This is a genomic window from Streptomyces sp. NBC_00223, from assembly GCF_036199905.1.
Lineage (GTDB): Bacteria > Actinomycetota > Actinomycetes > Streptomycetales > Streptomycetaceae > Actinacidiphila.
Window position 1 is genome coordinate 3967865 of record NZ_CP108109.1, and the last position, 24010, is coordinate 3991874.

Genomic DNA, 24010 nt, shown 5'->3' on the forward strand with positions numbered 1-24010 from the left:
GGGGTTCCGGCCACGGGTGTCTGGGATGCCAAGGGTGACCGCCCGTAGTGTGGGAGACCTGGCAGCGTGCGGAGGAGCAAACGGATGAGCAACCCCACCTCGGAGGCCCTGGTCACCCTTGGCCGCTGGTACGTGCGCAACGCGCCGGGCACGTTCGGGAAGGCGCCCCTGGCCGGCCGCTGGCTCAACCCGCAGCTGCGGGACGAGCCACGCAAGCGGGTCACAGAGACCGCGAGCGGCGCACGCTTCGCCGTCGACACACAAGACCTCATCCAGCGCTACCTGTACCTCTTCGGCACGTGGGAACCGCGGATGACGCAGTGGCTCCAACGAAGGCTCCGCCCCGGCGACACGTTCATCGACGTCGGTGCGAACGTCGGTTACTTCAGCGTGCTGGCGTCGCAACTCGTCGGCCCGACCGGGCACGTCGTCGCTGTAGAGGCGTCGCGGCCGTTCCTTGACCAGGTGGAGCAGAACGCACGGCTGAACGGCTGCACGAACATCCGCGCCGCGCACACCGCCGTCTCCGACAAGCAGCAGACGCTGACCTTCATACTGGCCAGCTCCGCGAACATGGGCGCGAACAGCATCGTGCCGTACGACGGTCCGGCAGAGGCCGTGTTCGACATCGAGGCATACCCGCTGCCCGAGGTGCTGAACGACGAGGAGATCGCACGGGCGAGGGTGATCAAGATCGACGTGGAAGGCGCGGAGGGCAGCGTCGTACGAGGCATGGCGCCCATGCTCGAACGGCTACGACCGGACGCCGAGGTCACGGTCGAGGTGACTCCGGAACGGATGGAACAGCTCGGCGACTCGGTGGACGAGCTGCTCGACATCATGCGAGGGGCCGGCTTCCATGTGTACCGGCTCGCCAACGAGTACGCGGCGGCGAACTATCCGCGTGCGTTGCGCGGAGCGTCCGCTGTGCCGGTCCGGTGGCGAGGGCCGGTAACAGGAGAGAGCGATCTCGTCTTCTCACGAGTCGACGCGGAGACGCTTCCCTGACGCGACGAGGGACAGTCGGAACCCTTTGCTGACGCGTCGGGTCGGGTCGGTTCCGCGCTGCCCTCAGCGGATGGTTCGCGCCGCGGCACCGCGCTTCCCCGCACCTTTCGCGGGACGGCCCATGGACGAAGCCGGAGCGGCGGTTGCCCGCCGTCCGGTCGCCTGCGCCCGGTAGCTGTCGGCCGCCCTTTCAACGACGCTGAGGGATGCCTCCGGGGCCAGGGACGCGGCCCGCAACAGGTCGTAGGTGAGGTGAGCGAGCGAGGTGGCGGCGGAGTCCGTGAGGTGGGTGCCTGTCTGATGGGCGGTGAAGTGAGCGGCGGGGGTTTCGTCCGCGAAAGTCATCAGGCGCAGGGCACCGTCCGTGGCGGTCGGGTGCGGAGCGGCGGTCAGCGGCAAGACGTTGAGGGTGATGCGTCGCCGGCGGACAAGTGCGGCGATGTGGTCCAGCTGTACCGCCATGGCCGCAGGACCGCCGAGGGGTCGGTTCAGGGCGGTTTCGCCGAGGACGGCGCTGTAATGGGGGCCATGCGGGTCGAGGAGGACGGGAGTACGGGACACCCGCGCCTCCCAACGGTGGCGTTGAATGCGGTCGGCGAGCAGCGGGGCGTATATGTCGGCGACGGCCTTCGCGTATGCGTCGGTCTGGAGCAGGCCGGGGATGAGTGCGGCGTCCCACTCTCGGATGGTCAGCGCGAGCCGTTCCCACTCGGCCAACGGGGTTCGACGGTCGGACCTGGGGGCGGACCTGCCGGCCTCAAGGTTGCGTTCGAAGAAGCCGCCGGTATCAAGGAGTTGGTCGACGGGTCCGGCCAACTCGCCGCTGAGCCGCCGCTCCCCCTGCTCGATCCGGGTGAGGAAGGACATCTCGATGTGCAGCTTGTCCGCCAATTCCCTCAGACGCAGTCCCTTCCGTTCCCGGTAGTACCGCAACTCGGAACCGTACAGCGCCCTTGCGGACATCGTGGGGTCAAGCTTCTTTGCTCCGAAGCGGCCGGAATTGGCCATGGCAAAGCTCCTTACAGGTGTGTGTCAAGGGGACTGCCCGCCACCCCGCCGGGCGCGACGAGGTGGCGGGCGGCCGTGTCCACCCGGCCCCGTCTCTACCCGGCCGCTCCGGCCGGAGACGCGGACGCGGCACTGTGGTGTTTGCGCTCCAGCGCCACGACGGGGCAGTTCAACGCCTCGGCGATCTTCACGAGGTTAGCCGGGGTGGCATTGCGCCAGCCCGACTCGATCTCGCCGATCAACTGCTCTGAAACGCCGACCCGTTCGGCCAGCGCCCGCTTCGTCAGACCGGACTTCTCGCGCGCCCAAGTGACCACCTCAGGCTCCTGACAGAGCCGTCTCGGCCGCCTTCGCGTGCGCCGTTTCCCAACGGCCGGGGCAGCACGGCTCATCGGGGGTGACCCGTCTCCTTGGGGCAGTGAGTGGCCCAGTCCTCGCGCAGGGCTTGATCAAGTTCCGGTGAGGTCGGGCTTGGGGGTGATGCCCAGGATGGGGAGGGCTCGTTGTGGTTGGTCGCGGATGGCGCGGGTGGTCTTGGCGATGTTGGTCGCTCCGAGGGTTTTGAGGGCTCCGATGGCGAGGTTGCGGAAGGCGGCCATGGTGCGGGGTGCGTTGCCGGCGTGGACGGTGGAGGCGTCCTCGGCGAAGGTGCGGTCGCGGATGTGGTGCTGAGCCTCCACGATCCAGTGTCCGCGCAGGTAGGAGGCGAGTTCGGCCGGTTTTGCCTGGTGGGCGTCGAGACTGGTGACCGCATAGACGGTCTCGCGGGTCTCCTTCGCGCCGGCCGCCTTGCGGCGGCGGTGGACGCGGATGGCGAGCTTCGCGTAAGGGAAGGCGATGCCGCCGAGGTTGTCGGCGATGGCGAGGGTCTTGATCGACCGGGACTCCCGGCGGCCGTGCCCTGTGTTCGAGTTGGTGTGCTGGACCGCCACCGCGTTCCAGTCCAGACCGTCCAACTGCGTCCAGACGATGGGCTGGTTGGGCTTGACGACCGCGACGTAGTGCGCCTTCTTGACCTCGACCAGCCAGGTGACGTTGGCCTTCACGGTGTGCAGTGCGTCGAAGGTGACCACCTCCCCGTCCAGGTCGAGCGGTGCGAGCAGGGGCCGGAAGTGCCGCACCTCGTTGGTCTTGGACCCGACCTCGGCCTGGGCGAGGGTGACCGGGCGGCCGTGGGTGACGGCGGACAGCAGGTGCCGGCGGGGCTGGTCCAGGCGGGCGGAGCCGCGCAGTGCCTTGCCGTCCACGGCGATCACCCGCCGTCCACCCGGGGCATCTGCGGTCGCAGCGGCGTGGCGGTGGACCAGCCAGGCGCCCACAGCCGCGTCGAGTGCGTCGGCGTCGAGGCGTTCGAGGAGCCGCCCGATCGCCGACCTGGACGGCGCGTGCCGCCGGCGCAGCAGGTGACGGCGGACACCGAGGGTGGCGAGCAGTCGGGCGTCAGCGCGGGCGCCCCACTCGGCGAGTTCGTCGATGGTCCGGGCTCCGGAGACCGCGGCTGCCGCGCAGACCAGCAAGATCGAGGCCAGCGAGTACCAGCGGCCCCGCCGGGAACGCGGATCAGGAACCGCTTCCAGGCAGACGCGCAGGTCAGGCACATCGTTTGGCTCAAGAGGACCCAACTTGGCCAACACAGCAGGGATCGAGGAAGATGAGACAGCGGACACGGGAACCTCTTTGATCACTCGGCTTCGACACCTGAATGATCACGGACCCCGTGTCCGCTCCCTCATCCACCCCAACCCGCCCCAACCTCAGACGGGTTGGACGATCCCGGGAACTTGCACAAGCCCTGGTCCTCGCGCGCGGCGACCAGGGCGGGAAGCAACGTGTGCTCCAGACAGTCGGCGTGGGTGCGGAGTTTCGCGGCCAATTCCGCAAGCGCACCCGGTTCCAGGCCGGCCATCCAACAGTCCGGGCTGATCTGGACGTTGGCGACCGGGATGCGGGGGTCGTTCGGGTGGTCGGGGTCGGAGTACGGGTGGCACTCGATCTCGCCGTGGAGCAAGTCCACCTCGTGGGGGTGCTCGGCGCCGCCGTCTCGGGTGAAGACCGTCAACGTCATACCGCGGAAGGCCATGCGGTGCGCGATGTCGGCAAGGGTGACGTGAAGACGCTCCGGGTCGACACCGCTCTCGCTGGGGTCGGCCTCCGCCCAGTCGGGGAGGTAGCCGCACGCGGCGATGCCGTTGGCCGTGGTGATCTTCCACGTACGTGTCTGATCAGACGTACATAACGAAGCGGCCGTGCTGATGATGCTCATCGTTGAGGTCCCATTTCATGGTTGTGGTGTCCCTCTGCGGGAGAAATTGGCGACTCAGGAGCAGATGCGGGATCAGGACGCGCTCTGCCGCGCGATCGTGCGGCCGTCGGTGAAGGCCCGGACCATCTCTGCCAGCCGAGCGGCGTCGCTCTCGTCGATGTCCGCGTCCGGCACCGGAACGCGTTGCCCCCGGCTCTCCGCCACGCGCAGCACGTCGGCGAGAGCCATGCACAGGTGGGTAACGAACGCGCGCAACTCCGTTTCGAGCGGCATCCGTTCGACCGTGCACTTTTGCACGTTGTCGAGCAGGTCCCTGCCCATGCCGAGTTGGACCGCCTCCATGTTGTCGGCGAGCCGGGACAGGAACGACGAGCCATCCGCGTCCGTGTCCAAGTAGCACGGCTTCCCGTCGAAGCCGAGCCATGGCAGAAGTCGCATCATCGAGCGGCCCCCATCGCGTCGGCGCTTTCCGTCCTTACGGTGAAGGCGACTTCGGCGCGGTCGCCGGGAAGTACGACGTGGACGCAGGCGATCGTTCGCCCGTCGTCGGCCGTGACCGTGCGGTGGATCGCGAGCACCGGCGTGCGGGCGGTGATACGCAACGACTGTGCTTCCGCACCGGTGGCGAACCGGGCGGTGACCTGGTCGAAGCTGCTCACTCCCGAACCGCCGGCCGCCAACATGACCGCGAGGCCGTCGAGAATGTCGTCGCCCCATGCCGACGAGCCGGCCGGAAGCACCACCCCTCCCGAGACCGCGTGCGGCACGTGGACGTGCGCGAGAACTTGAGGCCCGTCGTCCCGGTGGCTGAGGCACACGTACTCGGTGATCGGATCGTCCGGCAGTCTGCCCAGATGCGCGGCGAGTTCGCCTGTGGCCGTCCGCTCGGTGGCGCTGACGACGACGTCGAGCGCAGCCGTCTCGTCGCCGCCGGGGTACGTCATTCGCGCAGTCGGCCGACAGACGAAGTTGCCACGACCCTGGAATTTCGCGACCAGGCCCTCGGTCCGCAACAGGTCGAGTGCGTCACGAAGTGTCGGCGTACTGACGTGGTACTGGGAGGCGAGTCGCGTTTCCGGAGGAAGCCGCTCCCCCACCTCGTACTCACCCGTCGTGATCCGTCTGCGCAGATCCTCGGCCACGAGCTGGTGGCGCGCGGTCACAGCCGAACCACCAGTCCGTGTCCGCGTCGACGTTCAGCGGCGAGGACGTACGGACGGACGAGGGCGGTCTCCTCAGCTCGGATGAGGCTCCAGCGCGGAGCAGCGCTGCTCGGGCGGAGGATCAAACCGGCAGGGGAGGGAGATGCCGTCGGGGCCGGCAAGTCGCGCAGCAAGGGCCGTTGCCGCTCCCTGTGCCGCCCGGCGGGCGGGGAAAGCTGCCGCACGATCCACGCGGCCACTCGGTTGAAGAGGTTGAACATCGGATCCAGCTCCTACGGTTCAGGTCTGTCCTGTCCTCCCGAGGCGTGGCTCGCCTCAGGTGGGTCTGTCCGCACGACCGCCCACAACTGGCGGCCGCGCGAGGTGCTGTCGGCAAAGCCGAACCGATCGGCCGTTTCAAGGACCGCCAGAAGCTCCGGCCAACTCCCAGCGGGGAAGTCGGACGGGACCCGCGCCTCGATCCGCGTGCGGTCACCGTGGTCGGTCCGTTCGGGCGTCAGACCTACGGCAGCCAGGCGCGCGCAGATGTCGGCAATGCGAGCTTCGGGTGGGGGCACAAGACGGTCCTCCGTTGCCAATCAGGCACTCTCAGTGAAGCTAGTTCACTAAATTAGAGCTAGTGGACTAGATTGTCCACATGCCTGATCAGCCGCCGTATCTCCGGATCGCGGACGCCCTCCGCAAGCGCATCGCCGACCAGGAGTGGACCCCTGGCGACCGCCTCCCCTCGCGCGCCGACCTCGCCGCCGTGTACGGCGTCGGCGACAACGTCATCCGCCGCGCCCAAGAGCTGCTGATCTCCGTGGGAACCCTCGAAGGCCGCGCCGGCTCCGGCACGTATGTCGCGGCGCCGCGCGAACGTCTGCGGATCGTCCGCTCCCTCTACCGCGAGCAGATCGGCGGTTCGCCCTTCCAGGCCGACATGGCGGCCCTGGGGAAGCGCGGGACCTGGGAAAGCCGCACCGAAGCGAAGGTTCCGGCCCCGGCCGACATCGCGGCCCGGCTCGGCATCGCCGAGGGCGACTTGTGCGTGTGTACGGCCTACGAATTCCTCGCGGACAGCAAGCCTGTCCAGCTTTCGACGAGCTGGGAGCCCTACGCCCTCACGTCCGGCACCCTCATCGTCCTCCCGGAGGGCGGCCCCTACGCGGGGATCGGCGTCGTCCGCCGCATGGCCCAGATCGGCATCACGGTCACCCGGGCAGTGGAGCAGACCTCACCGCGGCTCGTGACTGCCGAGGAAGCGGCACTCCTCGGCGTCCAAAAGGGCACCCTGGCCACGCACATCCAGCGCACGTACTACGCGGAGGACGGCCGCCCGGTCGAGACGGCGGACATCGTGGTGCCGGCGAACCTGTGCGAAATCGTCTACGAGGTCCCGGTGACCTCGTAGATCCTTGAATCAGCTCAGGTGATTCGATGCGTGACACAACAGTGTCTTCGGCGCATCTGATCCCCGCCAAAATTCAGATTTCCGAACCGTTCGGTTTCTACTTCCGCAGAAACGAACTCAACGCCGTCGTCCTGGCTTCGATCACGGCCATACGAGCATCCCGCTCCGCCGAGTCCAAGTGGCTCGACTGGGCCGTGGCCTGGCCGGGCCACTTGCGGTAGAGGAGGCCGTACTCCCGCGTGAAGTAACCCCGCGCGACTGTGTTCAGGGCAAGCAGCAAGCCCGTGTCCTCGGAGGCGGGCAACGCCATCCAGCCGCCCAGCGCAAGCAGCAGGTCGCGGCGGACGAAGAGGGTCGCCGGGTGAACCTGGGCGCGGAAGCCGTTGGCCTTCCAGTAGTCAACGACGGCACCGGGTTCGACGGGGCCGTCCGCAGGGTCCTGGTCGAAGCCGGCGGTGGAGCCGTCAGGCAGAAGGTCCAGGACGCGGGATGTGGTCCACCCGAAGTCCCCGTCGCCTTCCAGCACCGCGAGGTCGCGGGCGAGGGCACCTGAGGTCAACTGGTCGTCGGCGTCGAGGACTTTCACGTAAGAGCCGGAGGCGTAGGCGAGGGCGATCGTTCGGGCGACGCCCGGACCGCCGGGTCGGCCCTGGTGGAAGGTGATGCGGGGATCGTCCGGAACGTGGGGGCGTACAGCGTCGCCCTGGCCGTCTTCCTGGATGATCCAGTGCCACTCCCACCCGTCCGGCAACTCCTGGGCACACAGGGACTTGTAGGCGTCGGCGAGGTAGGGCGCCGCAGGAGCGTGGACGGCGGTTATGACGTCGATGCGGCGGTCCGCCACGGCGGTCACCACCTTTCCAGGTCGGTGGTGAAGATCATTTCTGTACGGTCGCCAGGCAGCCGGACGAAGGAGTGCTCGACGACACGGCCGGTCGTGTCGTACGACGACTTGCCGAGGACGATGAGTGCCGTACCGGGGGGCAGCCCCAGCTCTTCCGACTCCTCGGCGGTGGGCGGCCGGGCGGAAACGTGTTCCTCTATCCGGGCGAGTTCGATGCCAATGGTGAAAAGCTGGTTCTGAGTGCCGCCCGGCCACGGCTCGTTGGCAGCATCGAGAAGGTCAGGGTTGACGGCGACCATGTCGCGTACGAGGTAGGAGTGGACGAGGCTGAACGGGTGGCTCTCGGCCCGGTACCGGGTGCGGTACGTCCGCTCGACCATCGCCGTACCCGCTGGCACATCGAAGATCTCGGCCAGTTCCTGACTTGCCTCGATCTGCTCATACGCCGCGTAGAAGACCAGGTCACCCATGTCGAGGCCGGTGTCGTGTTCGGTCGCCCCGGTCTTTCTCCGATGCTGTTCCGGCTCGCGGGCCCGGTTCTTCTCCCACTGGTGTCGCAGGTTCGTGCGGAACACCGGGGTACGGGGCTGCCGTACGAAGTTGCCGCGGCCGTGTTGCTTCTCGATCAGGCCCTCGGCTTGGAGAAGCCCGAGCGCCTGGCGGAGGGTCGGCAGGCTTTTGCCGTACTCGTCCACGAGCGCGGTTTCCGAGGGCAAGCGGTCGCCGGGACCCAGCTCACCTGCGCGGATGCGCTGACGTAGATCGTCGGCGATCCGTTCGTACGCCTTGGCCATGCGGCTCACCGTCCTGATCATTGGGCGGCCCCAGCATACAACTCCTCAAGAGGTCTTGACGACTTAAGGAGTCACGTGTCACAGTCGAGCGAACTCCTAAAGAGGACCTGAGGACAGGAACTCTTGATGAGTTGATATGCACGGAAGCGCCCGGAGGGTCCGTGGAACAGTCCCGAAGGCAGCGCCCGCCGCTTGAGAACTCCACAGCGCGCATCTGAACGAACGAGTGCTTTTGATCCCGGCGCGGCCGCCGCCCTCAGCGGTCGGCGGCCGCGCCGGAGGTCATGACCGCTCGTCCGTGATGAGCGGTCATGACCTCCCCAAGGAGGGACCCGATGCATCTCGCAATCGGCGACGTGGTCCGCGACCGCACCACCCAAGCCCTCGGCACGGTGGCCGGTGTCGCCGGCCACCCCGACGGCCCTCGTCGCCTTCCAGGTCCGGCCGACCTGCACCTCGCGGAGCCCGCCGACCTCGACATCGTCGCCCGTGCCACCGTCCCCGCCACACACCGCAACAGCGCGTTGCGCGCGGCCAAATACGTCATCGGCGTGCTGTTCGCCTTCGTCGCCGGCCACTCGGCCCGCGAAATCGGCGCCGACTGGGTGTTGACCTTTCTCGCCGGCGTCGGCGGCTTCAGCGCCGCCACTGCGGCCGTCCGCTGGTCGGCGCGCTTGGTGTCGCCCCGGCGGTTCCGCGTCTGAGCCGCCCCGGGGCTCCCATTCCGTCCACGACCAGGAGCCTTCATGTGTACGTTCACGTGTCGCTGCGAAAGTGACGGCGACTTCGAGTTAGAAGAACTCCCGGGACACTTCCGGGACTTGTTTCGCGGGCCGCCCGGTGCGAGCGAGCCGGCGGAGCACCGGGCCGCCCGTATGGCGGTGGCCCGTGACGTGCTCGCCGAGTTGCTGGACGAGGGCGAGCACGACGGCCTTGCCTTGCAGGACGCCTGGTACGCCGTACGTCTCGGCGGCGCCGAACTGCTGCGCCATGTCGCGCACCCGCCCCGGGAGGCAGCGTGAACGCTGTCGTCGCCAGGAGCCCGGCGGCCCCGTACATCGTCGCTCTTCTCGTGGCCTGGCTCGGATGGGTCGTCGTCCGACAGCTCAGGCGCGGTACTCCAGCTGTCCGGGTCGCCGCCCTCGCGGCGGTCGGCTGCACGGCGTACAGCGCCGACACCTCATGGCGGTTCGCCGCCGACTACCTGGACATGGCGGGCACGGCCGAACGGGCCGCGATGTTCGGTGCGGCCGAACTCTCCTTGTTCGCGACCGCGTTGATGGCCCGGCAGAACCTGAACGGACCGAACGCGGCTCCCGGCGTCCCCGGCATCCTTGTCTGGGTGATCACGGGAGTGCAGATCATCCCCGCGTACGCCGAGTCCGGCCCGGTCGGCGGCACCGTACGCGCCTTCGTCGGTCCGGTGATGGCGGCGATGCTCTGGCACCTCGCCATGGGCATCGAGTTGCGTCACCGCACGCCGGACGCCTCGTCCAACGGCTTCGGCGCATTGCTCGTACGGGAGTTGCGGGAACGTCTCCTCTCCCGGCTCGGGATCGCCGAACGGCACCGCGACGCCGCCCAGATCACCCGCGACCGGGCCACCGTACAAGCGGTGGCGCTGGCCGCCCGGCTCGCCGAGATCGGTCCGAGACGGCGGGAGAAGCCGGGCGGGCGGCGGATCGCGCGGCGGTTGTCCGTGGCTGTGGCCCGTGCCAGCATCGGCACCAATCCCGATCAGCGGCGCAAGCTGCTCGACCAGCTCGCCGCCCGCCGCAACGCGGTCTCGCTCGCCACGATCGCCCTCGCCTCACCGTGGGCGGACACGGCCCCGGACCCCGCCGCCTCGGCGCTGGCCGGACAGGTCCGCGATCAGATGGCCAACGCCACGGCGAACGTCCGCCGTTACCCCCGACCTCTGTTCACCGAACTTCCGTCGGCGAACACCCGCACTGAGAACGGCCGTTCAGCTGGTGGTTCACCCACCAAGCTCGGCACCTCCGAGGCGTTGGCTGCCATCGAACGCGGCTGGGCCGACGGGCTCACCGTCCGCGAGACCGCCCGCCGCGCCACCCGCGCCCCGAGCTACGTCCACAGCGTGTTCGTACGGCTCGACCGTGAACGCGGCCCGCGTCCAGTGAACGCCCGGTGCTGACGCCGCTCGACCCATATCCCCGTCGCTGGGGCCCGGCCGCTGCTTTGGCGGGTAGGGCCAGGCCCCGGCGTTCCTCCGCGCAGGAAGGAACCGCCGGTGAACCATGTCCGCACCGACAATGACCCCGCGAACGCGTCCTTAGCACCGCTCGGCTCCGTTCCCCTGGTGGACAAGCCCGACGACCGGCCCGGCCGCGGTCCCACCGACCGCACACGCGGTGCGAGGCGCCGCCCCGTCGTCCCGCCGTGGGCGCGCTCACCACGCGAACTGCGCAGGGCGGCACGGTGGGCGGGCGGGTATGTCGGCCACGTCAGCGCGTATCACGCGATCCGCGCGCCTTGGTACGCCGTCCGTCTCGCCCTCCAAGCCCCGTTCGGTGCCGCGCGGTTCGTCGGCGGCTCGCTGCGATGGGTGGCCGACGCGGAAGGCGGGCCCCTGCGCCAAGCGGCAGCGTCGCGCGAAGACGTCGAGGAGTATCTGAAGCTCTCGCGGCAGCGGGACCGCCGGGTGCGGTGGCGTACCGTCGTCGGTGTCCTCGCCGTGATCTTCGGCGCCGTGACCGTGCTCGCGCTGTACGTCCTCGGGCCGGCGTGGATGGTCGCCGCCTGTGGCACTGCGCTCACCCTCGCGTTCGGCCGACTCGGGCAACCCGAGGACGCGCCGATCATCCACAGGGCTGTGGAAATCCCCAGGGCGACCAGGCTCACCAGCGACATCGTCCTCCGCGCACTCGGCGCTCTCGGCATCCCCGCGATCAACCAGGCCCAGGCCAAGAGCAGTCCGGGCTTCGCCTTCACCGCTCCCATCACACGCGACGGCCCCGGATGGCTCGCCGAGGGGGATCTCCCGTACGGCGTCACCGTCGCCGATGTCCTCGACCGCCGGGAGAAGCTGGCCTCCGGACTGCGCCGCCCGCTCGGCTGTGTCTGGCCCGAAGCCGTACCCGACGAGCACACCGGACGCCTGCGCCTGTGGGTCGGGGACCAGGACATGTCCAGGACCCGGCAGCCCAAGTGGCCTCTTCTCGAAGCCAAACCGCTCGACCTGTTCAAGCCGCAGCCGTTCGCCACCGACCAGCGCGGACGGTGGGTCGCCCAGACGCTGATGTACGTCTCCGGGATCGTCGGCGCCGTCCCGAGGATGGGGAAGACCTTCCTCCTGCGCCTGGTCCTGCTGATCGCGTGCATGGATCTGCGCGCCGAGATCCACGCGTACGACCTCAAGGGCACCGGTGACCTGTCCGCCCTCGGCCGGGTCGCACACCGCTACCGGGCGGGTGAGGAAGAGGACGACATCGCGTACGCCCTCACCGATCTACGCGGTCTGCGCGCCGAGTTGAGACGCCGCGCGAAGGTCATCCGCGAACTGCCGAAAGACCTCTGCCCGGAGTCGAAGGTCACCTCGGCCCTCGCCGACCGGAAGTCACTCGGCCTGCATCCGATCGTGATCGGCGTGGACGAATGCCAGAAGTGGTTCGAACACCCTCAGCACGGAGCCGAGTTCGAGGAACACTGCACCGACCTCGTCAAGCGCGGCCCGGCGCTCGGTATCACGCTTCTGCTCGCGACCCAGCGCCCGGACTCCAAGTCGCTGCCCACCGGCATCTCCGCGAACGCCACGGTGCGTTGGTGTCTCAAGGTCATGGGCCAGATCGAGAACGACATGGTGCTCGGCACCGGCTCGTACAAGCGCGGCATCCGCGCCAACACCCTCACCTGGGCCGACAAGGGCATCGCCTGGTTCGTCGGTGAGGGAGCCGACGCCCGCATCGTGCGCTGCGTCGAGTTGAACGCACCCACCTCCGACGCACTGGCCCTGCGCATCCACGAGCTGCGGAAACGAGCCGGGATGCTGTCCGGGCACGCCCTCGGCGAGGAGATCCTGACCGGCGCGGCCTCGTACGACCTGCTGACCGACCTCGTCGCGGCCCTCCCGCCCGGCAAGGCGAAGGCGTGGAGCGAGGACATCGTCGCCTGGCTCGCCGAACTCCGCCCCGAGGTCTACGGCCAGTGGACGCCGGAGCAACTGGCCGCCGCAGTCAAGCCGTACGGCCTCCGCACCGTACAGGTGTGGGGCACCACCGACGGCAAGGGCGCCAACCGCCGCGGCCTGCGCCGGGATGACGTGCTCAAGGCCCTCGCCGTACGCGACGGCGGAAGCGCCGCCGCGTAGCCGCTCAGAGGACTCGGCCTAGCGCCGCACCCCGCTAGGTCTAGCACCTCTGCTAGCACCCCATTCCACCTCTGACCTGGTCGCTAGCCCCTAGCGACCCCACTTCCGCACACCCTGATTCCGCCCTGGAAGGGGTTCCCATGCCTCCGCTCGCCGCCGCTATAGCCCTCATCGTTCTCGCCGCTGTCTGCTACTCGGCGCTGTGCGCGGCCAGTCCGCTCGGCGTCTGCCGCAGGTGCGGCGGGTTCGGCTTCAAGGTCCGGCAGAACCGGCGCGGCCGGATCGTCCGCGGCCGGGAGTGCCGGCGCTGCCGCGGTTACGGACAGCGCGTCCGCGTCGGCCGCCACCTCTACAACGTCGCCACGCGGCTCCACCGCGAAGGCACCCGCTGACCGCGAAGCCGGCCGCTCCCGAGAAAGGCACCCAGATGGCTTTCAGCATCTCCGCGCTCGTCCTCTTCGGCGCCCTCGTCGCCCTGCTCATCCGCTACCGCGCCCTCGGCGCCGGCGCCGCGATCGTCGCCCTGCTCTTCGGCTTCTACCTCGCACGCAGCGGCGCCGCTTCGTCCGTCGACCAGATCATGTCCGCCCTCCGTGACGCCATCCCCGGCAACCGCAGCTGACCACAAGGGAGTTCGCCATGTGCGTCCAGACCTCCGCACCCCGGCTCTCGTTCATGGCCGTCGGTGACCTCCGCGACGCCCTCACCGCCCTCGAACGCGGCGAGGGCCCGACAGCTATTGCCGCGCTCATGTCCATCGACGCCGAGTCGTGGCGGGTGGTCGAACACCGCCTCGCCGTCGTCGGCGGCGACCTCCGCCAGCTCCTCGAACGGGCCGGGCTCGCCGACGCCCCGACCGGCCCGCTGGCCTGACGGTTATCGGTGCGACTCCAACCCCTGCCCAGATGAAGGGCGTTGGAGCCGCGCCGAGGACCGGACAGCCCGGCCCGCCCAACGATCCGCGCAACGGAGGAACCCATGCCCGACATCGCCCAGCACTGGCACGTCACGCTCCTCGACAGCGTGCGCGCGCTCGGCGCCGCCGCCGAGGAACTGCGCGCCGCCCACCAGCACGCCCGCCACACCGCCCGCGCCGCCGACCCGGCCCGCATCATCCCCGTCCCCGGCCTGCTCACCGTCCCCGGCTCCGAGCCCGTGCGCCCCCACGACGAGGCCCTGTGGCAGCTCAGCGACCTCTACATGGTCCTCGAACATCACACCCGCGACCTCTACGAGAACGCCGCCCTCGGCTACGCCCACGGCACCGCCACCGCCATCACCGCCGTCCTGCGCAGCGAGCACCCCCACCGCGCCGAACTCACCCGCGACCGCAACGGCACCTACCCCCTCGCCGCCCAGGACCTCCCCGACCTCGGCCAGTCCCTCAGCGCCGCGGCCGGCGCCCGCGAACTCGCCCGGCTCCACGACCAGTTGGCCGCCTACGCGCAGGCCGGCGACGCGGACGAGACCGCCGTCGAGGACTTCCCCACGGACCTCGCCGCCACCGCGTACGCCTACGGCGAGTGCGCCGAACGCGTCCTCCGTCACCTCATCCGCTACGCCGACACCCACGGCTTCCTGCGCGCGAGCTGACAGCCGCCCCACGTACCCGCACACCCCGACGAATGGAGCGCATGCCCCACGCCCGCGCGATCCGCGCCCACATGATCCAGTCCTACGACGGCACCGAATGGCAGGTATTCGTGGCGCTGCCGGACGAATCCCGTTGGCCCACCGTTCCCTTCCCCCTCGCCGACGGCATTCCCACCCTGCACGCCCGCACCAACGCCCTTGTCGCCCTCGGTTACACCGTCCTTGACGGCGAACACACCTGGGAGTGGATGGAAACCGTCTTCGAGGGCGACCCCGACGGAGCCGTCTTTCTCGTCGCGACCGCCACCGTCGCCCCGACCCACCCCACCGACGGCGACACCTGACTCGACCCGGAGCAGCGGCCAACCGGCCAAGGAAACCCGCTGCTCCGGCCTCCCGCCCCGCCAACACGGCACAGGAGGTGCCCCCAGCATGCCCGACACCACCGGTCCGAAACCGACGCCCTTCGCGGCCCAGACGAACGCCTTACGCGCACTGCTCCGCATCGCCGAACTCCACCCCGGCCTCCCCGGCGCATACGTCGTGTCCCACAGCACCACCCCGGACCGCATCGACGTCCAGCTCGACACCCCCAGCGCCTGGGAAACGTGGCGCGAAACGCTCAGCCTCCCCACCGACTCCGTCACGCACGGCTTGTTCAGCACCAGGGAAATCCTGGAATGCGAGACCACCGTCGACGGGACCACCGTGCGTATCTACGCCGTCTTCCCCCGCGTCGACACCATCATCCGGACCTACCCCCACTTCCCCCGCGCCGCCGCCGACGTCCGGGAGCAGTCGTGAACAGGCGCCCGCACAGCACGGATCGCCGCACACCCGGTCGCTGCCCGAGTCTCAAGCTCCCCGAAGTCCTCGACGAGATCGGCATGTCCCGGTCCGCCTTCTACCGCATGCGAGCCCGCGGCAAGGCGCCCAGGTGCGTGCGGCTCCCCAACGGGCAGATCCGTGTGCGCCGCAGCGACCTCGACGCGTGGTGGTCGAACGCCTGCCAGGACCTGTCCGACTGAATCCAGATCCCGGGTGCGCGTTCCCCCCGTGGAACGCGCACCCCTGCGGAGGAGCGTCATGTTGACCTACGACGTGCGGATCTGGGGAATCAGAGACCGCAACAGCAAGAGCGCCCCCTTTCAGCTTCGTTGGCGTGTGGGAGAGCACAAGCACCAGGCGCCGTTCCGGACATACACGCTCGCGGACGCCCGGCGGTCCCAGCTCATGTCCGCGCTGCGCGCGGGCGAGCAGTTCGACACCGAGACCGGGCTCCCGGCGAGCGAACTTCGTGAGCTGAAGTCACCGACCTGGTACGAGCACGCGTGCGCTTACGCCCTCATGAAGTGGCCGCGGGCCGCGGCCAAGCACCGTGCCGCCATCGCGGAGGCGCTGACGATCATCACCGTCGCCCTCGTCTCCTCGCACAAGGCGATGCCGGACCGCCTGTTGCTCAGAAGAGCGTTACGCACCTGGGCCTTCCAGATGTGCCGCACGGAGAACGGGGTGGTCGCCCGCAAGGACGCGCAACCCGTTCCCGCCGAGGACGCGGCATCGCTGGAATGGATCGCGAAGAACTCCCTCAAGATGAGGGAGTTGGGCACCTCCGAAAAAATGCGCGCCGCGCTGACCGCGCTGTCGCTGAAACTCGACGGGACGGCTGCCGCCGACAACACCTTCCGACGGCGTCGGACAACCTTCAACAACGCGCTCCGGTACGCCGTCGAGCGGGACCTCCTCACGGTCAACCCGCTCTCCCGGATCGACTGGGACCCGCCGGAGACGGACGACGAGGTCGACTTCCGATACGTTCCCGAACCGGGTCTCGCACGCTCCCTCATCGCGGCCGTGGCCACGCAGGGAGCGCGGGGCGAGCACTTGGAAGCGTTCTTCGGCTGCCTCTACTACGCCGCCATGCGTCCCTCCGAGGCGGCGGCGCTCGGCAGCAAGGCATGCCTGCTGCCGAGCGAGGACGACGAGGACTCCTGGGGCGAACTCGTCCTCGGCGAGTCCCGGCCGGAAGCCGGGTCGGGCTGGACGGACGACGGGCAACCGTACGAGCTTCGCGGTCTCAAACGGCGCGCCCGCAAGGCCACGCGATCGGTGCCGATTCCGCCGGTTCTCGTCCGTATGCTGCGCGAGCACATCCGGATACACGGCACCGCGGCCGACGGGCGCCTTTTCCGAGCGGCCGGCGGCGGACGTGTCCGCTCCACCGAGTACAGCGAACTGTGGCAGGCCGCCCGGGAGAAGGTGCTCTCGGCCGAGGACGTGGAGACGCCGCTCGCCGAGGTTCCGTACTGCCTTCGCAAGGCGGGCGTGTCCTTGTGGATCAAGGCGGGGGTGGACCCCGTCGAGGTCGCCCGGCGCGCCGGACACAGCGTCGCCGTCCTCTTCCGCTTCTACGCGAAGATCCTCCGCGGCGTTCAGCACCGTGCCAACGAACTCATCACCCAAGCCCTCGACGACCAGCACGGATAACGGAACGTAGAGATGCATCTCCCCCGCCGAACTTGGCCACAGGTTGGCCACACGCACTGGTCGACGGCGGGTCGGGATGGCACACGGGCGGGACAGACAGACGGGTGAGGGCGGGTCCCGGAGTTCCGGGACCCGCCCTCACCTGCGTGTTTGTTACCTCAGCGGAGGCTGTGGGATTTGAACCCACGGTGACATCGCTGCCACGACGGTTTTCAAGACCGTTCCCTTAGGCCGCTCGGGCAAGCCTCCCCCGCGGGCCTCGCCGCGAGGGGTGGGGCGCCGCAGGGGGATAGCGTAACGGGTCAGTTGTCGGAGTCGCCGGTGCGGCTGCCGAGGGTCACGTCGGTGGTGTGGGCGGAACCGCCGCGGGTGTAGGTGATGGTCGCCTTGTCGCCCGGCTGGTGCTGCCAGATCTCACCGATCAGGGTCTGGCCGCTGTCGATCAGGGTGTCGTCGAACTTGGTGATGATGTCGCCGGCCTTGAGGCCTGCCGTGTCGCCGGGGCCGCCCGCCGTGATGGCGCCGGACGTCGTGGAGATCTTCGCGCCGTCACCGTCGTACTGGGTGTCGAGGCTGACGCCGATCAGCGGGTAGACGGGCTGGCCGGTCTTGATCAGCTGGTTGGCGACGCGCTTGGCCTGGTTGATCGGGATGGCGAAGCCGAGGCCGACGCTGCCGCCCTGGCTGCCCGGCTCGCTGTTGCCGGCCGGCTGGATGGCGGAGTTGATGCCGATGACCGCACCGTTCGCGTTGAGGAGCGGGCCGCCGGAGTTGCCGGGGTTGATGGACGCGTCGGTCTGGATGGCGCTCATGTAGGACGCGCTCGATCCCTGGCCGTCGCTGGAGGCGACCGGGCGGTGGACCGCGCTGACGATGCCGGTGGTGACCGTGCCGGACAGGCCGAAGGGCGCGCCGATGGCGATGGTCGTGTCGCCGACCGCGGAGTCGTCGGAGTTGCCGAGCGGCAGCGGGGTGAGCTTGAGGTTGCCGGCGTTCTTCAGCTTGACGACGGCCACGTCGTAGCCCTGGGCGCGGCCGACGACCGAGGCGTCGTACGTGTTGCCGTTGGAGAAGGTGACGGTGAGCTTGCCGCCGTCGGCGGCCGGGGCGACCACGTGGTTGTTCGTGAGGATGTGGCCCTGGGTGTCGAAGACGAAGCCCGTGCCGGTGCCGCTCTCCTGGCTGCCGCTCGCCTTGATGGTGACGACGCTGGGCAGCGCCTTGTTGGCGATGCCCGCCACGGAGGTGGGGGAGCGGTTCAGCGCCTTGGTGTTGTTGGGCGCGGAAACGGTGGTGGACCCGGAGTTGTCGATGTTGTGGTGGGCGATCTCGTAGCCGACACCGCCGCCGACGCCGCCCGCCACGAGCGCGGCGACCAGCACCGCGGCGACCAGGCCGCCGATCCCGCGGCGCTTGCCGCCGCCGCCACCGTTCGACGGCGGCCCTGCGGGCACAGGCGCGCCCCACACCGGTCCGCCGGGGCCACCGGGGGTGCCCGGCTGCGGGTGCGGGGAGGCGTACGCCGGAGTGACCGGGACCGCGAAGGGGTCGCTCAGCTGGGACGCCGGAGGCTGCGCCGGGGTCGACGCCTGCCCGTACGCCGGCGGCTGCTCGGCCGCGAAGACGGCCGTCTGCGGCGCATAGCCCTCCGGCGAGGCGGAAGAGGCAGCCGAGGCGGCCGAGGCGGCAGGGGTGACGGGAGCGGCAGGGGGCGCGACAGAGGGCGCGACCGGCACGGGGGCCTGCGGCGCGTCGTACGACGGGAGGGCCGGCGCGACCTGCTGCGGCGCCTCGTACGGCGAGTACTTCGGCGCGTCGTACGGAGAAGGCGCGGCGCCCGCGCCCGCCAGCTCGCTCGGCGGAGGCCCGTACGGCGACGGCGGCCCCACCGGCGGCGGCGCCTGCGTCGGCAGCACCTCGGTCCGCGACTCCTCCGCGTAAGCCGGAGCCGGAGCCGACGCCGACTCGGACGCGGCAGCAGGCGCGGGCTCCGACGGCTGGGCCGCCGGAACGGCCGGAGCGTCGGACGGGATCGGCGGCGCGGGGGGCGCAGGGGGCGCGGAGGGAGCCGGGGCCGCCGAGGCACCGTCGGGCGCGGCACCCTCGTGCGCGGCCGCCGACTCCGCAGCCGGCACGGCGGACCCGGCTTCGTTCTCGGTGCTCACAGCGATTCTCCTCAGGGTCAGGGCACACAACCAGAATGAAGGACGAAGGACAAATCACGTCGTGGGCACAGCATTTCCCACGGCGTGTCGGACCGCCGTAAGCGGTAGCTGTGCGACGTCCGGTGCGACGCCCGCACCCGTGTGCCGGTCCCCGTACCACCGGCGAACGGCGTAACGGTGGCACCATGGCCCGGTGACGTATGCGCGCGTGGTCCCGGATTCGGGCCCGACGGGGCGGCCTGTCCAGGTCGTCGCCCATCGGGGCGCTTCCGAGGACGTACCAGAACATACGCTCGCGGCGTACCGGAAAGCCATCGAGGACGGCGCTGACGCGCTGGAGTGCGACGTACGGCTGACAGCGGACGGCGAGCTGGTGTGCGTGCACGACTGGCGGGTCAACCGTACGTCCAACGGCCGCGGCGCCGTCTCCTCGCTCGAACTGGCCGACCTCGCCGCGCTGGACTTCGGCTCCTGGAAGGGGCAGCACTCCGACCCCGAGACGCCCGAGCGCTTCGACCCGGGCGAGCGCAGCCGGGTGCTGACCCTCCACCGGCTGCTGGAGCTGGTCGCGGACACCGAACGCCGGGTCGAGCTGGCGATCGAGACCAAGCACCCCACCCGCTGGGCGGGCCAGGTCGAGGAACGCCTGCTGGAGGAGCTGCGGCGCTTCGGCCTCGACCGTCCCGCGCCCGGCGAGTCCTCGCAGGTCAGGGTGATGAGCTTCTCCTCGCGCTCGCTGCGCCGGGTACGGCTGGCCGCGCCCGCGCTGCCGACCGTCTACCTGATGCAGTACGTGTCGCCGCGGCACCGGGACGGGCGGCTGCCGGCGGGCGTGGGGATCGCGGGGCCGAGCATGCGCATCCTGCGGGCCAACCCGGGGTACGTGGCGCGGCTGCACCGGGCGGGTCACCGCGTGCACGTCTGGACGGTGGACCGGCCGGAGGACGTGGAGCTGTGCGTACGGCTCGGGGTCGACGCCATCATCACCAACCGTCCGGCGCAGGTGCTGTCCCAGCTGGGGCGCTGAGCGCCGGAGAACGCCGGGCGGCGGGAAGCTCACCGACGCCGCCGACCCCGCCGACCGCCCGCCCCTCGACCCCGCCGGACCGCCGGGAAACGCAGGCCCGCGAGCCGGCCCCGGGCCCGGCCCGGAGGGATCACTTCGAGCCACGCCGAGCCGCCGAGTGACCGCTGAGACATCTGGGGCGGAAGTGGCGTACGCCCCTTACAGGTAGTGCGCCGGCGCACACGGACCCTGCCGACCGGGTTCCGAACGCGCCGGATCGTGCCACGGGCATGGGCGTATCACGTATGAGCGCGTGGAGTGCGGCAATAGATCGCGGTTGGCCTGTTTCCGGTCGAGTCCCAAGGGGCATCCACCCTGTGGCGTGGGGTGAAGGAGGTCTCGGGGGTGTCGGTGATGGTGGCGCAAGAAGTGCCGACGTCCACAACCATGGCCCTGCCGCATGGTCCTACGGGTGTCGCGGACGCGCGCAGAAGGCTGCGCGAGGAGCTGTCCGCGCGGGGCGTGCCGGAGCCGGTGATCGACGACGCCGTGCTGATCCTCTCCGAGCTGATCAGCAACTCCTGTCGGCACGCCCGCCCGCTGGGTGATCGCGGGGACGGCGGATGGACCGGTCATGCGGGCGCGCAGGGGTCCGCCGGGCGTGTGGAGCGCGGCATACGGGCCGCCTGGGCGATCGACGAGGACGGGACGCTGGTCCTGGAGGTCACCGACGGCGGCGGCCCCACCCGGCCGCGGCCCTCCAGCCCCTCCCTGACCGCGCACGGCGGCCGGGGCCTGGGCATCGTGGGCAGCCTGGCGCTGCGCTGGGGTGTGCGGGATCCCGCGCCCGGCGAGGTCACGGTGTGGGCGGTGCTCGCGGTTCGGGGCCGGCACGCCCGGCGCGACGACGTGATGGGCACGGGGATCGGCCTGCCCATCGGGGTGCCGCTCGATCTCCCGCTGGACCTCGCCGAATCGCTCGACGACCTCGGCTGAGCGCGCGCCCGGGTACGTACGGTGGGCGCCCACCGGGCCGGCGCCCGAACACCCACCCGGGCCAGGCCCCACGAGCCCCCCACCCGGGCAAGCGCCCGGGCCCAAGCCCTGTCCCGGCTACGACCGCGGGGCCGGCGCCGCGCCCCCGCCCGTCGCGGTCCTCCCACCAGCCCGCCGGGCGCTAGGCTCGCGGCCGGAATACCGCCGCACCGGAAGAGACCGAGCCATGGCCAAGAAGCGCGCGACCGCCACCACGACCAAGGGCCCGAAGGCCGCAACCGGCGCCGCCATTCCTGTCGTCGGCGCGCGCGAACCCTGCCCGTGCGGTTCGGGCCGCAGGTACAAGGCGTGTCACGGCCGCGAGGCCGCCCACGCGGTCACCGAGCTGGTACGCCGTCCGTTCGAGGGCCTGCCCGGCGAGTGCGACTGGGTGGCGCTGCGCGAGCTCGTCCCCGCGGCGACCGTGCCGCTCGCCCTCAAGGACGCGCTTCCCGAGGGCGTGCCGTCGGTGACCCTCGGCACCGTGCTCCCGATGGCCTGGCCCGGGCTGCGCCGCGACACCGGCGCCGTCCTGCTCGGCCTGCAGAACGACGCGTCGTCCGGCGACATCAGCCGCGACCTCGCCGACACCCTCACCCGCGCCCTGACCGCCGAGCCCGGCAACGCGGTCGAGGGCCGCCGCCCGGCGCAGGACGGACCGCGCCTCCAGGACCTGCTCGACCTGTCCGCGCCCTTCGAGCCCGAGGTGCACAGCGGCTTCGAGTTCTGGCTGGAGAACGTGGACACCGCGACCGGCGAGGTGGCCGCCTCCCTGGAGCGCGCCAACCAGGCCGCGATCCCGACCGTACGGCTGACCGGCGTGGACGCGGCCTACTGGTGCGAGACCCCGGAGAAGAACCACCTGCGGTGGGTCATGCCGCACCCGGAGGAGGCGCTGCTCGACGCGATGGCCCGGCTGCACGCGGCGGGTGCGTCCTCGCTCGGCGACGGTACGAGGCTGGTCGGCTCCTTCCGCGCGCACGGTCTGGTGGTCCCGGTGTGGGACCTGCCGGTCGGTATGACCGCGGACGACGTCGAGAAGCCGGCCGCGGCCTTCGGCGAGCGGCTGGCCGAGACCCTGACCCGTACGGACCCGCTGACGGGGGACGAGCGCCGGGCCCGCAGCGGCTTCACCAACCGGCAGATCACCCTGAGCTGAGCCGGTCCCGGCCCGACGCGAGCACCGACGCAAGCACCGACGCGAACCCCCACGCAAACCCCGTCGGAAGCACCGACGCGAACCCCGACGGACCCCCCGTCAGAACCCCGGCCACCGCGGCCGCTCCGGACCCACCCCTGGACAGGGGTGCCGGCCGAGCGGCCGCCCGGTGATTCCGATCACAACTCCCGGGGAATCGCCGGGAATCGGCAGAACCCCCCGATCGAGGGAATTTGCGTTCGGACGAAGTCTTGTTACCGTTTGAACAGCCCGGTCGCTGGTGCATCCCCCGTCGCCAGCGACCGGGCCTTTCCATGCCCATGAGGCGGTCCGGCCAATGGAATCCACGGCTGTGCGACCCCGGGAGCACCGATACCGTCAGTCGTCGTTCGACGACGTCGCGCTGTGCCCGACATCCGCCCGATGCGGGCCGACATGCCCGGACCCACCGCTGACCGCGGCCAGCGGAAGGACGACGGCGAGCGCGGCGACGCTCGCGAGGGCCACCCGGCGCAGTCCGGCCGCCCGGACCCGCTCCTGGTCGTCCGGAGCCCACGACGATCGCGAAGACCGCGACGCCCGCAAGGACCGCAGCACGGACGACGACCGCAGCGCCGACGACGATCCCGGCGCCCACGAGGACGGCGCCCACGAAGACCCCTGCTGCGACTTCTGCGTCTTCAAGGAGTCCCCCTGACCTCGACAGTTGACCTCGACCATTCCCCCGCACCCGAACATAGCGTTCCGGAACATGTCGTTCCGTCACCGCCACCCGGCCCGCCCCGAAACCGCCCGTCCGTGGCCCCGACGTCCCCCGAAGAGCTCCGCCGCCGCCCCCGGCGTCCCCGCCGCCCCCGGCGTCCCCCGAAAAGAGAAGTCCCCGCGCGCGCCCCCGCCCGCGCTCAGTACGTGAGCCGGTCCCCGTCCGGGGCCGTCCGCCCCGCCCTGACCAGCGCGTCCACCAGCATGTCGATCCGCGGCAGCCACGGCGCCGCCCCACCCGACTCGGCGACCGGCGGCCGTACCCACCGCAGCTGACCCGCGCTGCTGCTGGACGGCGGCAGGGCCACGTATCCCCCGTCACCGTGGTAGCGCAACGAGGTCGGCACCCACTCCTGGCTGTCGAGGAGTTCGCCGAGCTCGGCCAGCGAGTAGGGCGCCACCAGGAAGACATAGCGGGTCGGGGTGGCGAGCACCGGGCCGAGCCGGACGCCGAAGCGTTCGATCACCTCAAGGGCGCGCGCGCCCGCGACCGCCGGCAGGCTCGCGGCCGAGACATGGTCGCCGGTGGCGAGCACGACCGGCGCGTCCGGCCGCTCGCTCCACCACCAGCGGATCATCCTCGGGTCACGGGTGGCGGCGAGCAGCCCGGGGTCGAGCGGGTGGACCCCGGGCACCGGGCAGTTGGGACGCGGGCAGGCACACGGCTGTGCGCCCGCGGCCCGCCAGGTGGTGCGTTTGTCGTATCCGACGCCGGGTACCACACGCCATTTCCACTGTTCGGCGTAGGTGAGCGCCGCGTTGAGCAACGCGGTCCGCCCCTTTCGCTGGAGTGAGAGCTTGCGTCGCCTTCCGAGGATCTCGCGCATCAGCGCTCGTTCCTTTCCGTTAACGCCCAGGGATCTGCCCATTACACAACGTAGCTGTCGAGCACACCGCATACGAGGCAGCGCATCACGCTGCCAGCCGAGCGTGGAACGTGGCGGAGGGTGGCGCGCAATGGCGCTTCTTGGTTCGTGGTGCCCTGCTCGCGAGCCACTTCCGT

Annotated in this window: 28 protein-coding genes and 1 tRNA gene; 17 read left to right on the forward strand and 12 right to left on the reverse strand. The window is 70.5% G+C overall.

The genetic code is table 11. The features are described 5' to 3' along the window. Window positions 1-84 precede the first annotated feature (84 nt). Window positions 85-1008, forward strand: coding sequence for an FkbM family methyltransferase (locus tag OHA30_RS16660; protein WP_328914632.1), 924 nt, complete (start codon window positions 85-87; stop codon window positions 1006-1008). A 63-nt stretch (window positions 1009-1071) separates the two neighbouring features. Here OHA30_RS16660 and OHA30_RS16665 read toward each other — a convergent pair whose 3' ends face one another. The 6 genes from OHA30_RS16665 to OHA30_RS16690 form a co-directional block, all read right to left on the reverse strand. Further along, a complete protein-coding gene (locus OHA30_RS16665; RefSeq protein ID WP_328914633.1) occupies window positions 1072-2016 on the reverse strand; it encodes a helix-turn-helix domain-containing protein in 945 nt (314 codons plus the stop codon). 95 nt (window positions 2017-2111) lie between these two features. Beyond that, complete coding sequence (locus OHA30_RS16670) at window positions 2112-2333, reverse strand: helix-turn-helix domain-containing protein (RefSeq protein ID WP_328914634.1); 222 nt, start codon at window positions 2331-2333, stop codon at window positions 2112-2114. Between the two features lie 132 nt (window positions 2334-2465). Continuing rightward, a complete protein-coding gene (locus OHA30_RS16675; RefSeq protein ID WP_328914635.1) occupies window positions 2466-3614 on the reverse strand; it encodes an ISAs1 family transposase in 1149 nt (382 codons plus the stop codon). 131 nt (window positions 3615-3745) lie between these two features. Further along, window positions 3746-4279 (reverse strand): DUF6907 domain-containing protein, encoded by a 534-nt coding sequence (locus OHA30_RS16680; protein WP_328914636.1) that lies wholly within the window; start codon window positions 4277-4279, stop codon window positions 3746-3748. 72 nt (window positions 4280-4351) lie between these two features. Then, complete coding sequence (locus OHA30_RS16685; RefSeq protein WP_328914637.1) at window positions 4352-4720, reverse strand: hypothetical protein; 369 nt, start codon at window positions 4718-4720, stop codon at window positions 4352-4354. Next, complete coding sequence (locus tag OHA30_RS16690; RefSeq protein WP_328914638.1) at window positions 4717-5442, reverse strand: GntR family transcriptional regulator; 726 nt, start codon at window positions 5440-5442, stop codon at window positions 4717-4719. The genes OHA30_RS16685 and OHA30_RS16690 overlap by 4 nt, the downstream gene beginning before the upstream one ends. 637 nt (window positions 5443-6079) lie before the next feature. Here OHA30_RS16690 and OHA30_RS16695 point away from each other — a divergent pair. After that, window positions 6080-6835: a GntR family transcriptional regulator gene (locus OHA30_RS16695; RefSeq protein ID WP_328914639.1), complete on the forward strand. Its 756-nt coding sequence runs from the start codon at window positions 6080-6082 to the stop codon at window positions 6833-6835. 97 nt (window positions 6836-6932) lie between these two features. On the opposite strand, the gene OHA30_RS16700 is transcribed toward OHA30_RS16695, so the two are convergent. Together OHA30_RS16700 and OHA30_RS16705 are read right to left on the reverse strand one after the other, a co-directional pair. Continuing rightward, entirely contained in the window at window positions 6933-7688 is a 756-nt protein-coding gene (locus tag OHA30_RS16700) for a glycosyltransferase family 2 protein (protein ID WP_328914640.1), read from the reverse strand. Beyond that, a complete protein-coding gene (locus OHA30_RS16705) occupies window positions 7685-8473 on the reverse strand; it encodes a GntR family transcriptional regulator (protein ID WP_328917886.1) in 789 nt (262 codons plus the stop codon). The genes OHA30_RS16700 and OHA30_RS16705 overlap by 4 nt, the downstream gene beginning before the upstream one ends. A gap of 335 nt (window positions 8474-8808) precedes the next feature. On the opposite strand from OHA30_RS16705, the gene OHA30_RS16710 reads away from it, so the two are divergent. The 12 genes from OHA30_RS16710 (at window position 8809) to OHA30_RS16765 (ending at window position 16880) form a co-directional block, all read left to right on the forward strand. Further along, on the forward strand, window positions 8809-9177 hold the full coding sequence (locus tag OHA30_RS16710; protein ID WP_328914641.1) for a hypothetical protein: 369 nt from the start codon (window positions 8809-8811) through the stop codon (window positions 9175-9177). Between the two features lie 171 nt (window positions 9178-9348). After that, complete coding sequence (locus tag OHA30_RS16715) at window positions 9349-9495, forward strand: hypothetical protein (RefSeq protein ID WP_328914642.1); 147 nt, start codon at window positions 9349-9351, stop codon at window positions 9493-9495. A gap of 35 nt (window positions 9496-9530) precedes the next feature. Then, on the forward strand, window positions 9531-10628 hold the full coding sequence (locus tag OHA30_RS16720) for a hypothetical protein (RefSeq protein ID WP_443045131.1): 1098 nt from the start codon (window positions 9531-9533) through the stop codon (window positions 10626-10628). A 96-nt stretch (window positions 10629-10724) separates the two neighbouring features. Continuing rightward, a complete protein-coding gene (locus tag OHA30_RS16725) occupies window positions 10725-12800 on the forward strand; it encodes a cell division protein FtsK (protein WP_328914643.1) in 2076 nt (691 codons plus the stop codon). Window positions 12801-12940: 140 nt separating this feature from the next. Then, the gene (locus tag OHA30_RS16730) at window positions 12941-13192 is read left to right on the forward strand and encodes a hypothetical protein (protein ID WP_328914644.1); all 252 of its coding nucleotides are present in this window, start codon (window positions 12941-12943) and stop codon (window positions 13190-13192) included. 35 nt (window positions 13193-13227) lie between these two features. Continuing rightward, window positions 13228-13422: a hypothetical protein gene (locus tag OHA30_RS16735; protein WP_328914645.1), complete on the forward strand. Its 195-nt coding sequence runs from the start codon at window positions 13228-13230 to the stop codon at window positions 13420-13422. A gap of 17 nt (window positions 13423-13439) precedes the next feature. Then, window positions 13440-13673: a hypothetical protein gene (locus OHA30_RS16740; RefSeq protein ID WP_328914646.1), complete on the forward strand. Its 234-nt coding sequence runs from the start codon at window positions 13440-13442 to the stop codon at window positions 13671-13673. Window positions 13674-13778: 105 nt separating this feature from the next. Next, entirely contained in the window at window positions 13779-14393 is a 615-nt protein-coding gene (locus OHA30_RS16745) for a hypothetical protein (protein WP_328914647.1), read from the forward strand. 32 nt (window positions 14394-14425) lie between these two features. Next, window positions 14426-14737 (forward strand): DUF6303 family protein, encoded by a 312-nt coding sequence (locus OHA30_RS16750; RefSeq protein WP_328914648.1) that lies wholly within the window; start codon window positions 14426-14428, stop codon window positions 14735-14737. Window positions 14738-14825: 88 nt separating this feature from the next. Further along, window positions 14826-15197 (forward strand): hypothetical protein, encoded by a 372-nt coding sequence (locus tag OHA30_RS16755; RefSeq protein ID WP_328914649.1) that lies wholly within the window; start codon window positions 14826-14828, stop codon window positions 15195-15197. Then, window positions 15194-15421: a helix-turn-helix transcriptional regulator gene (locus OHA30_RS16760; protein ID WP_328914650.1), complete on the forward strand. Its 228-nt coding sequence runs from the start codon at window positions 15194-15196 to the stop codon at window positions 15419-15421. Before OHA30_RS16755 ends, OHA30_RS16760 begins: the two co-directional genes overlap by 4 nt. Before the next feature lie 136 nt (window positions 15422-15557). Continuing rightward, on the forward strand, window positions 15558-16880 hold the full coding sequence (locus OHA30_RS16765; protein WP_328914651.1) for a tyrosine-type recombinase/integrase: 1323 nt from the start codon (window positions 15558-15560) through the stop codon (window positions 16878-16880). Between the two features lie 162 nt (window positions 16881-17042). Here OHA30_RS16765 and OHA30_RS16770 read toward each other — a convergent pair. Next, window positions 17043-17129, reverse strand: a tRNA-Ser gene (locus tag OHA30_RS16770). 53 nt (window positions 17130-17182) lie between these two features. Beyond that, window positions 17183-18769 (reverse strand): S1C family serine protease, encoded by a 1587-nt coding sequence (locus OHA30_RS16775; protein ID WP_405786089.1) that lies wholly within the window; start codon window positions 18767-18769, stop codon window positions 17183-17185. Between the two features lie 469 nt (window positions 18770-19238). On the opposite strand from OHA30_RS16775, the gene OHA30_RS16780 reads away from it, so the two are divergent. The 3 genes from OHA30_RS16780 (at window position 19239) to OHA30_RS16790 (ending at window position 22245) form a co-directional block, all read left to right on the forward strand. After that, a complete protein-coding gene (locus tag OHA30_RS16780) occupies window positions 19239-20072 on the forward strand; it encodes a glycerophosphodiester phosphodiesterase (protein WP_328914653.1) in 834 nt (277 codons plus the stop codon). A 384-nt stretch (window positions 20073-20456) separates the two neighbouring features. Then, entirely contained in the window at window positions 20457-21047 is a 591-nt protein-coding gene (locus OHA30_RS16785) for an ATP-binding protein (RefSeq protein ID WP_328917888.1), read from the forward strand. A 226-nt stretch (window positions 21048-21273) separates the two neighbouring features. Beyond that, window positions 21274-22245 (forward strand): DUF5926 family protein, encoded by a 972-nt coding sequence (locus OHA30_RS16790; protein WP_328914654.1) that lies wholly within the window; start codon window positions 21274-21276, stop codon window positions 22243-22245. A 378-nt stretch (window positions 22246-22623) separates the two neighbouring features. Here OHA30_RS16790 and OHA30_RS16795 read toward each other — a convergent pair whose 3' ends face one another. Then, the gene (locus OHA30_RS16795; protein ID WP_328914655.1) at window positions 22624-22929 is read right to left on the reverse strand and encodes a hypothetical protein; all 306 of its coding nucleotides are present in this window, start codon (window positions 22927-22929) and stop codon (window positions 22624-22626) included. A gap of 218 nt (window positions 22930-23147) precedes the next feature. Further along, the gene (locus OHA30_RS16800; protein WP_328914656.1) at window positions 23148-23834 is read right to left on the reverse strand and encodes a bifunctional DNA primase/polymerase; all 687 of its coding nucleotides are present in this window, start codon (window positions 23832-23834) and stop codon (window positions 23148-23150) included. Between the last annotated feature and the right edge of the window lie 176 nt (window positions 23835-24010).

Bases quoted from the DNA above. Each gene is read 5' to 3' on its own strand.
- OHA30_RS16660 (WP_328914632.1), top strand. From the start codon at position 85: ATGAGCAACCCCACCTCGGAGGCCCTGGTCACCCTTGGCCGCTGGTAC.
- OHA30_RS16665 (WP_328914633.1), bottom strand. From the start codon at position 2,016: ATGGCCAATTCCGGCCGCTTCGGAGCAAAGAAGCTTGACCCCACGATG.
- OHA30_RS16680 (WP_328914636.1), bottom strand. From the start codon at position 4,279: ATGAGCATCATCAGCACGGCCGCTTCGTTATGTACGTCTGATCAGACA.
- OHA30_RS16685 (WP_328914637.1), bottom strand. From the start codon at position 4,720: ATGATGCGACTTCTGCCATGGCTCGGCTTCGACGGGAAGCCGTGCTAC.
- OHA30_RS16695 (WP_328914639.1), top strand. From the start codon at position 6,080: ATGCCTGATCAGCCGCCGTATCTCCGGATCGCGGACGCCCTCCGCAAG.
- OHA30_RS16705 (WP_328917886.1), bottom strand. From the start codon at position 8,473: ATGGCCAAGGCGTACGAACGGATCGCCGACGATCTACGTCAGCGCATC.
- OHA30_RS16710 (WP_328914641.1), top strand. From the start codon at position 8,809: ATGCATCTCGCAATCGGCGACGTGGTCCGCGACCGCACCACCCAAGCC.
- OHA30_RS16715 (WP_328914642.1), top strand. From the start codon at position 9,349: ATGGCGGTGGCCCGTGACGTGCTCGCCGAGTTGCTGGACGAGGGCGAG.
- OHA30_RS16730 (WP_328914644.1), top strand. From the start codon at position 12,941: ATGCCTCCGCTCGCCGCCGCTATAGCCCTCATCGTTCTCGCCGCTGTC.
- OHA30_RS16735 (WP_328914645.1), top strand. From the start codon at position 13,228: ATGGCTTTCAGCATCTCCGCGCTCGTCCTCTTCGGCGCCCTCGTCGCC.
- OHA30_RS16740 (WP_328914646.1), top strand. From the start codon at position 13,440: ATGTGCGTCCAGACCTCCGCACCCCGGCTCTCGTTCATGGCCGTCGGT.
- OHA30_RS16745 (WP_328914647.1), top strand. From the start codon at position 13,779: ATGCCCGACATCGCCCAGCACTGGCACGTCACGCTCCTCGACAGCGTG.
- OHA30_RS16750 (WP_328914648.1), top strand. From the start codon at position 14,426: ATGGAGCGCATGCCCCACGCCCGCGCGATCCGCGCCCACATGATCCAG.
- OHA30_RS16755 (WP_328914649.1), top strand. From the start codon at position 14,826: ATGCCCGACACCACCGGTCCGAAACCGACGCCCTTCGCGGCCCAGACG.
- OHA30_RS16790 (WP_328914654.1), top strand. From the start codon at position 21,274: ATGGCCAAGAAGCGCGCGACCGCCACCACGACCAAGGGCCCGAAGGCC.
- OHA30_RS16800 (WP_328914656.1), bottom strand. From the start codon at position 23,834: ATGCGCGAGATCCTCGGAAGGCGACGCAAGCTCTCACTCCAGCGAAAG.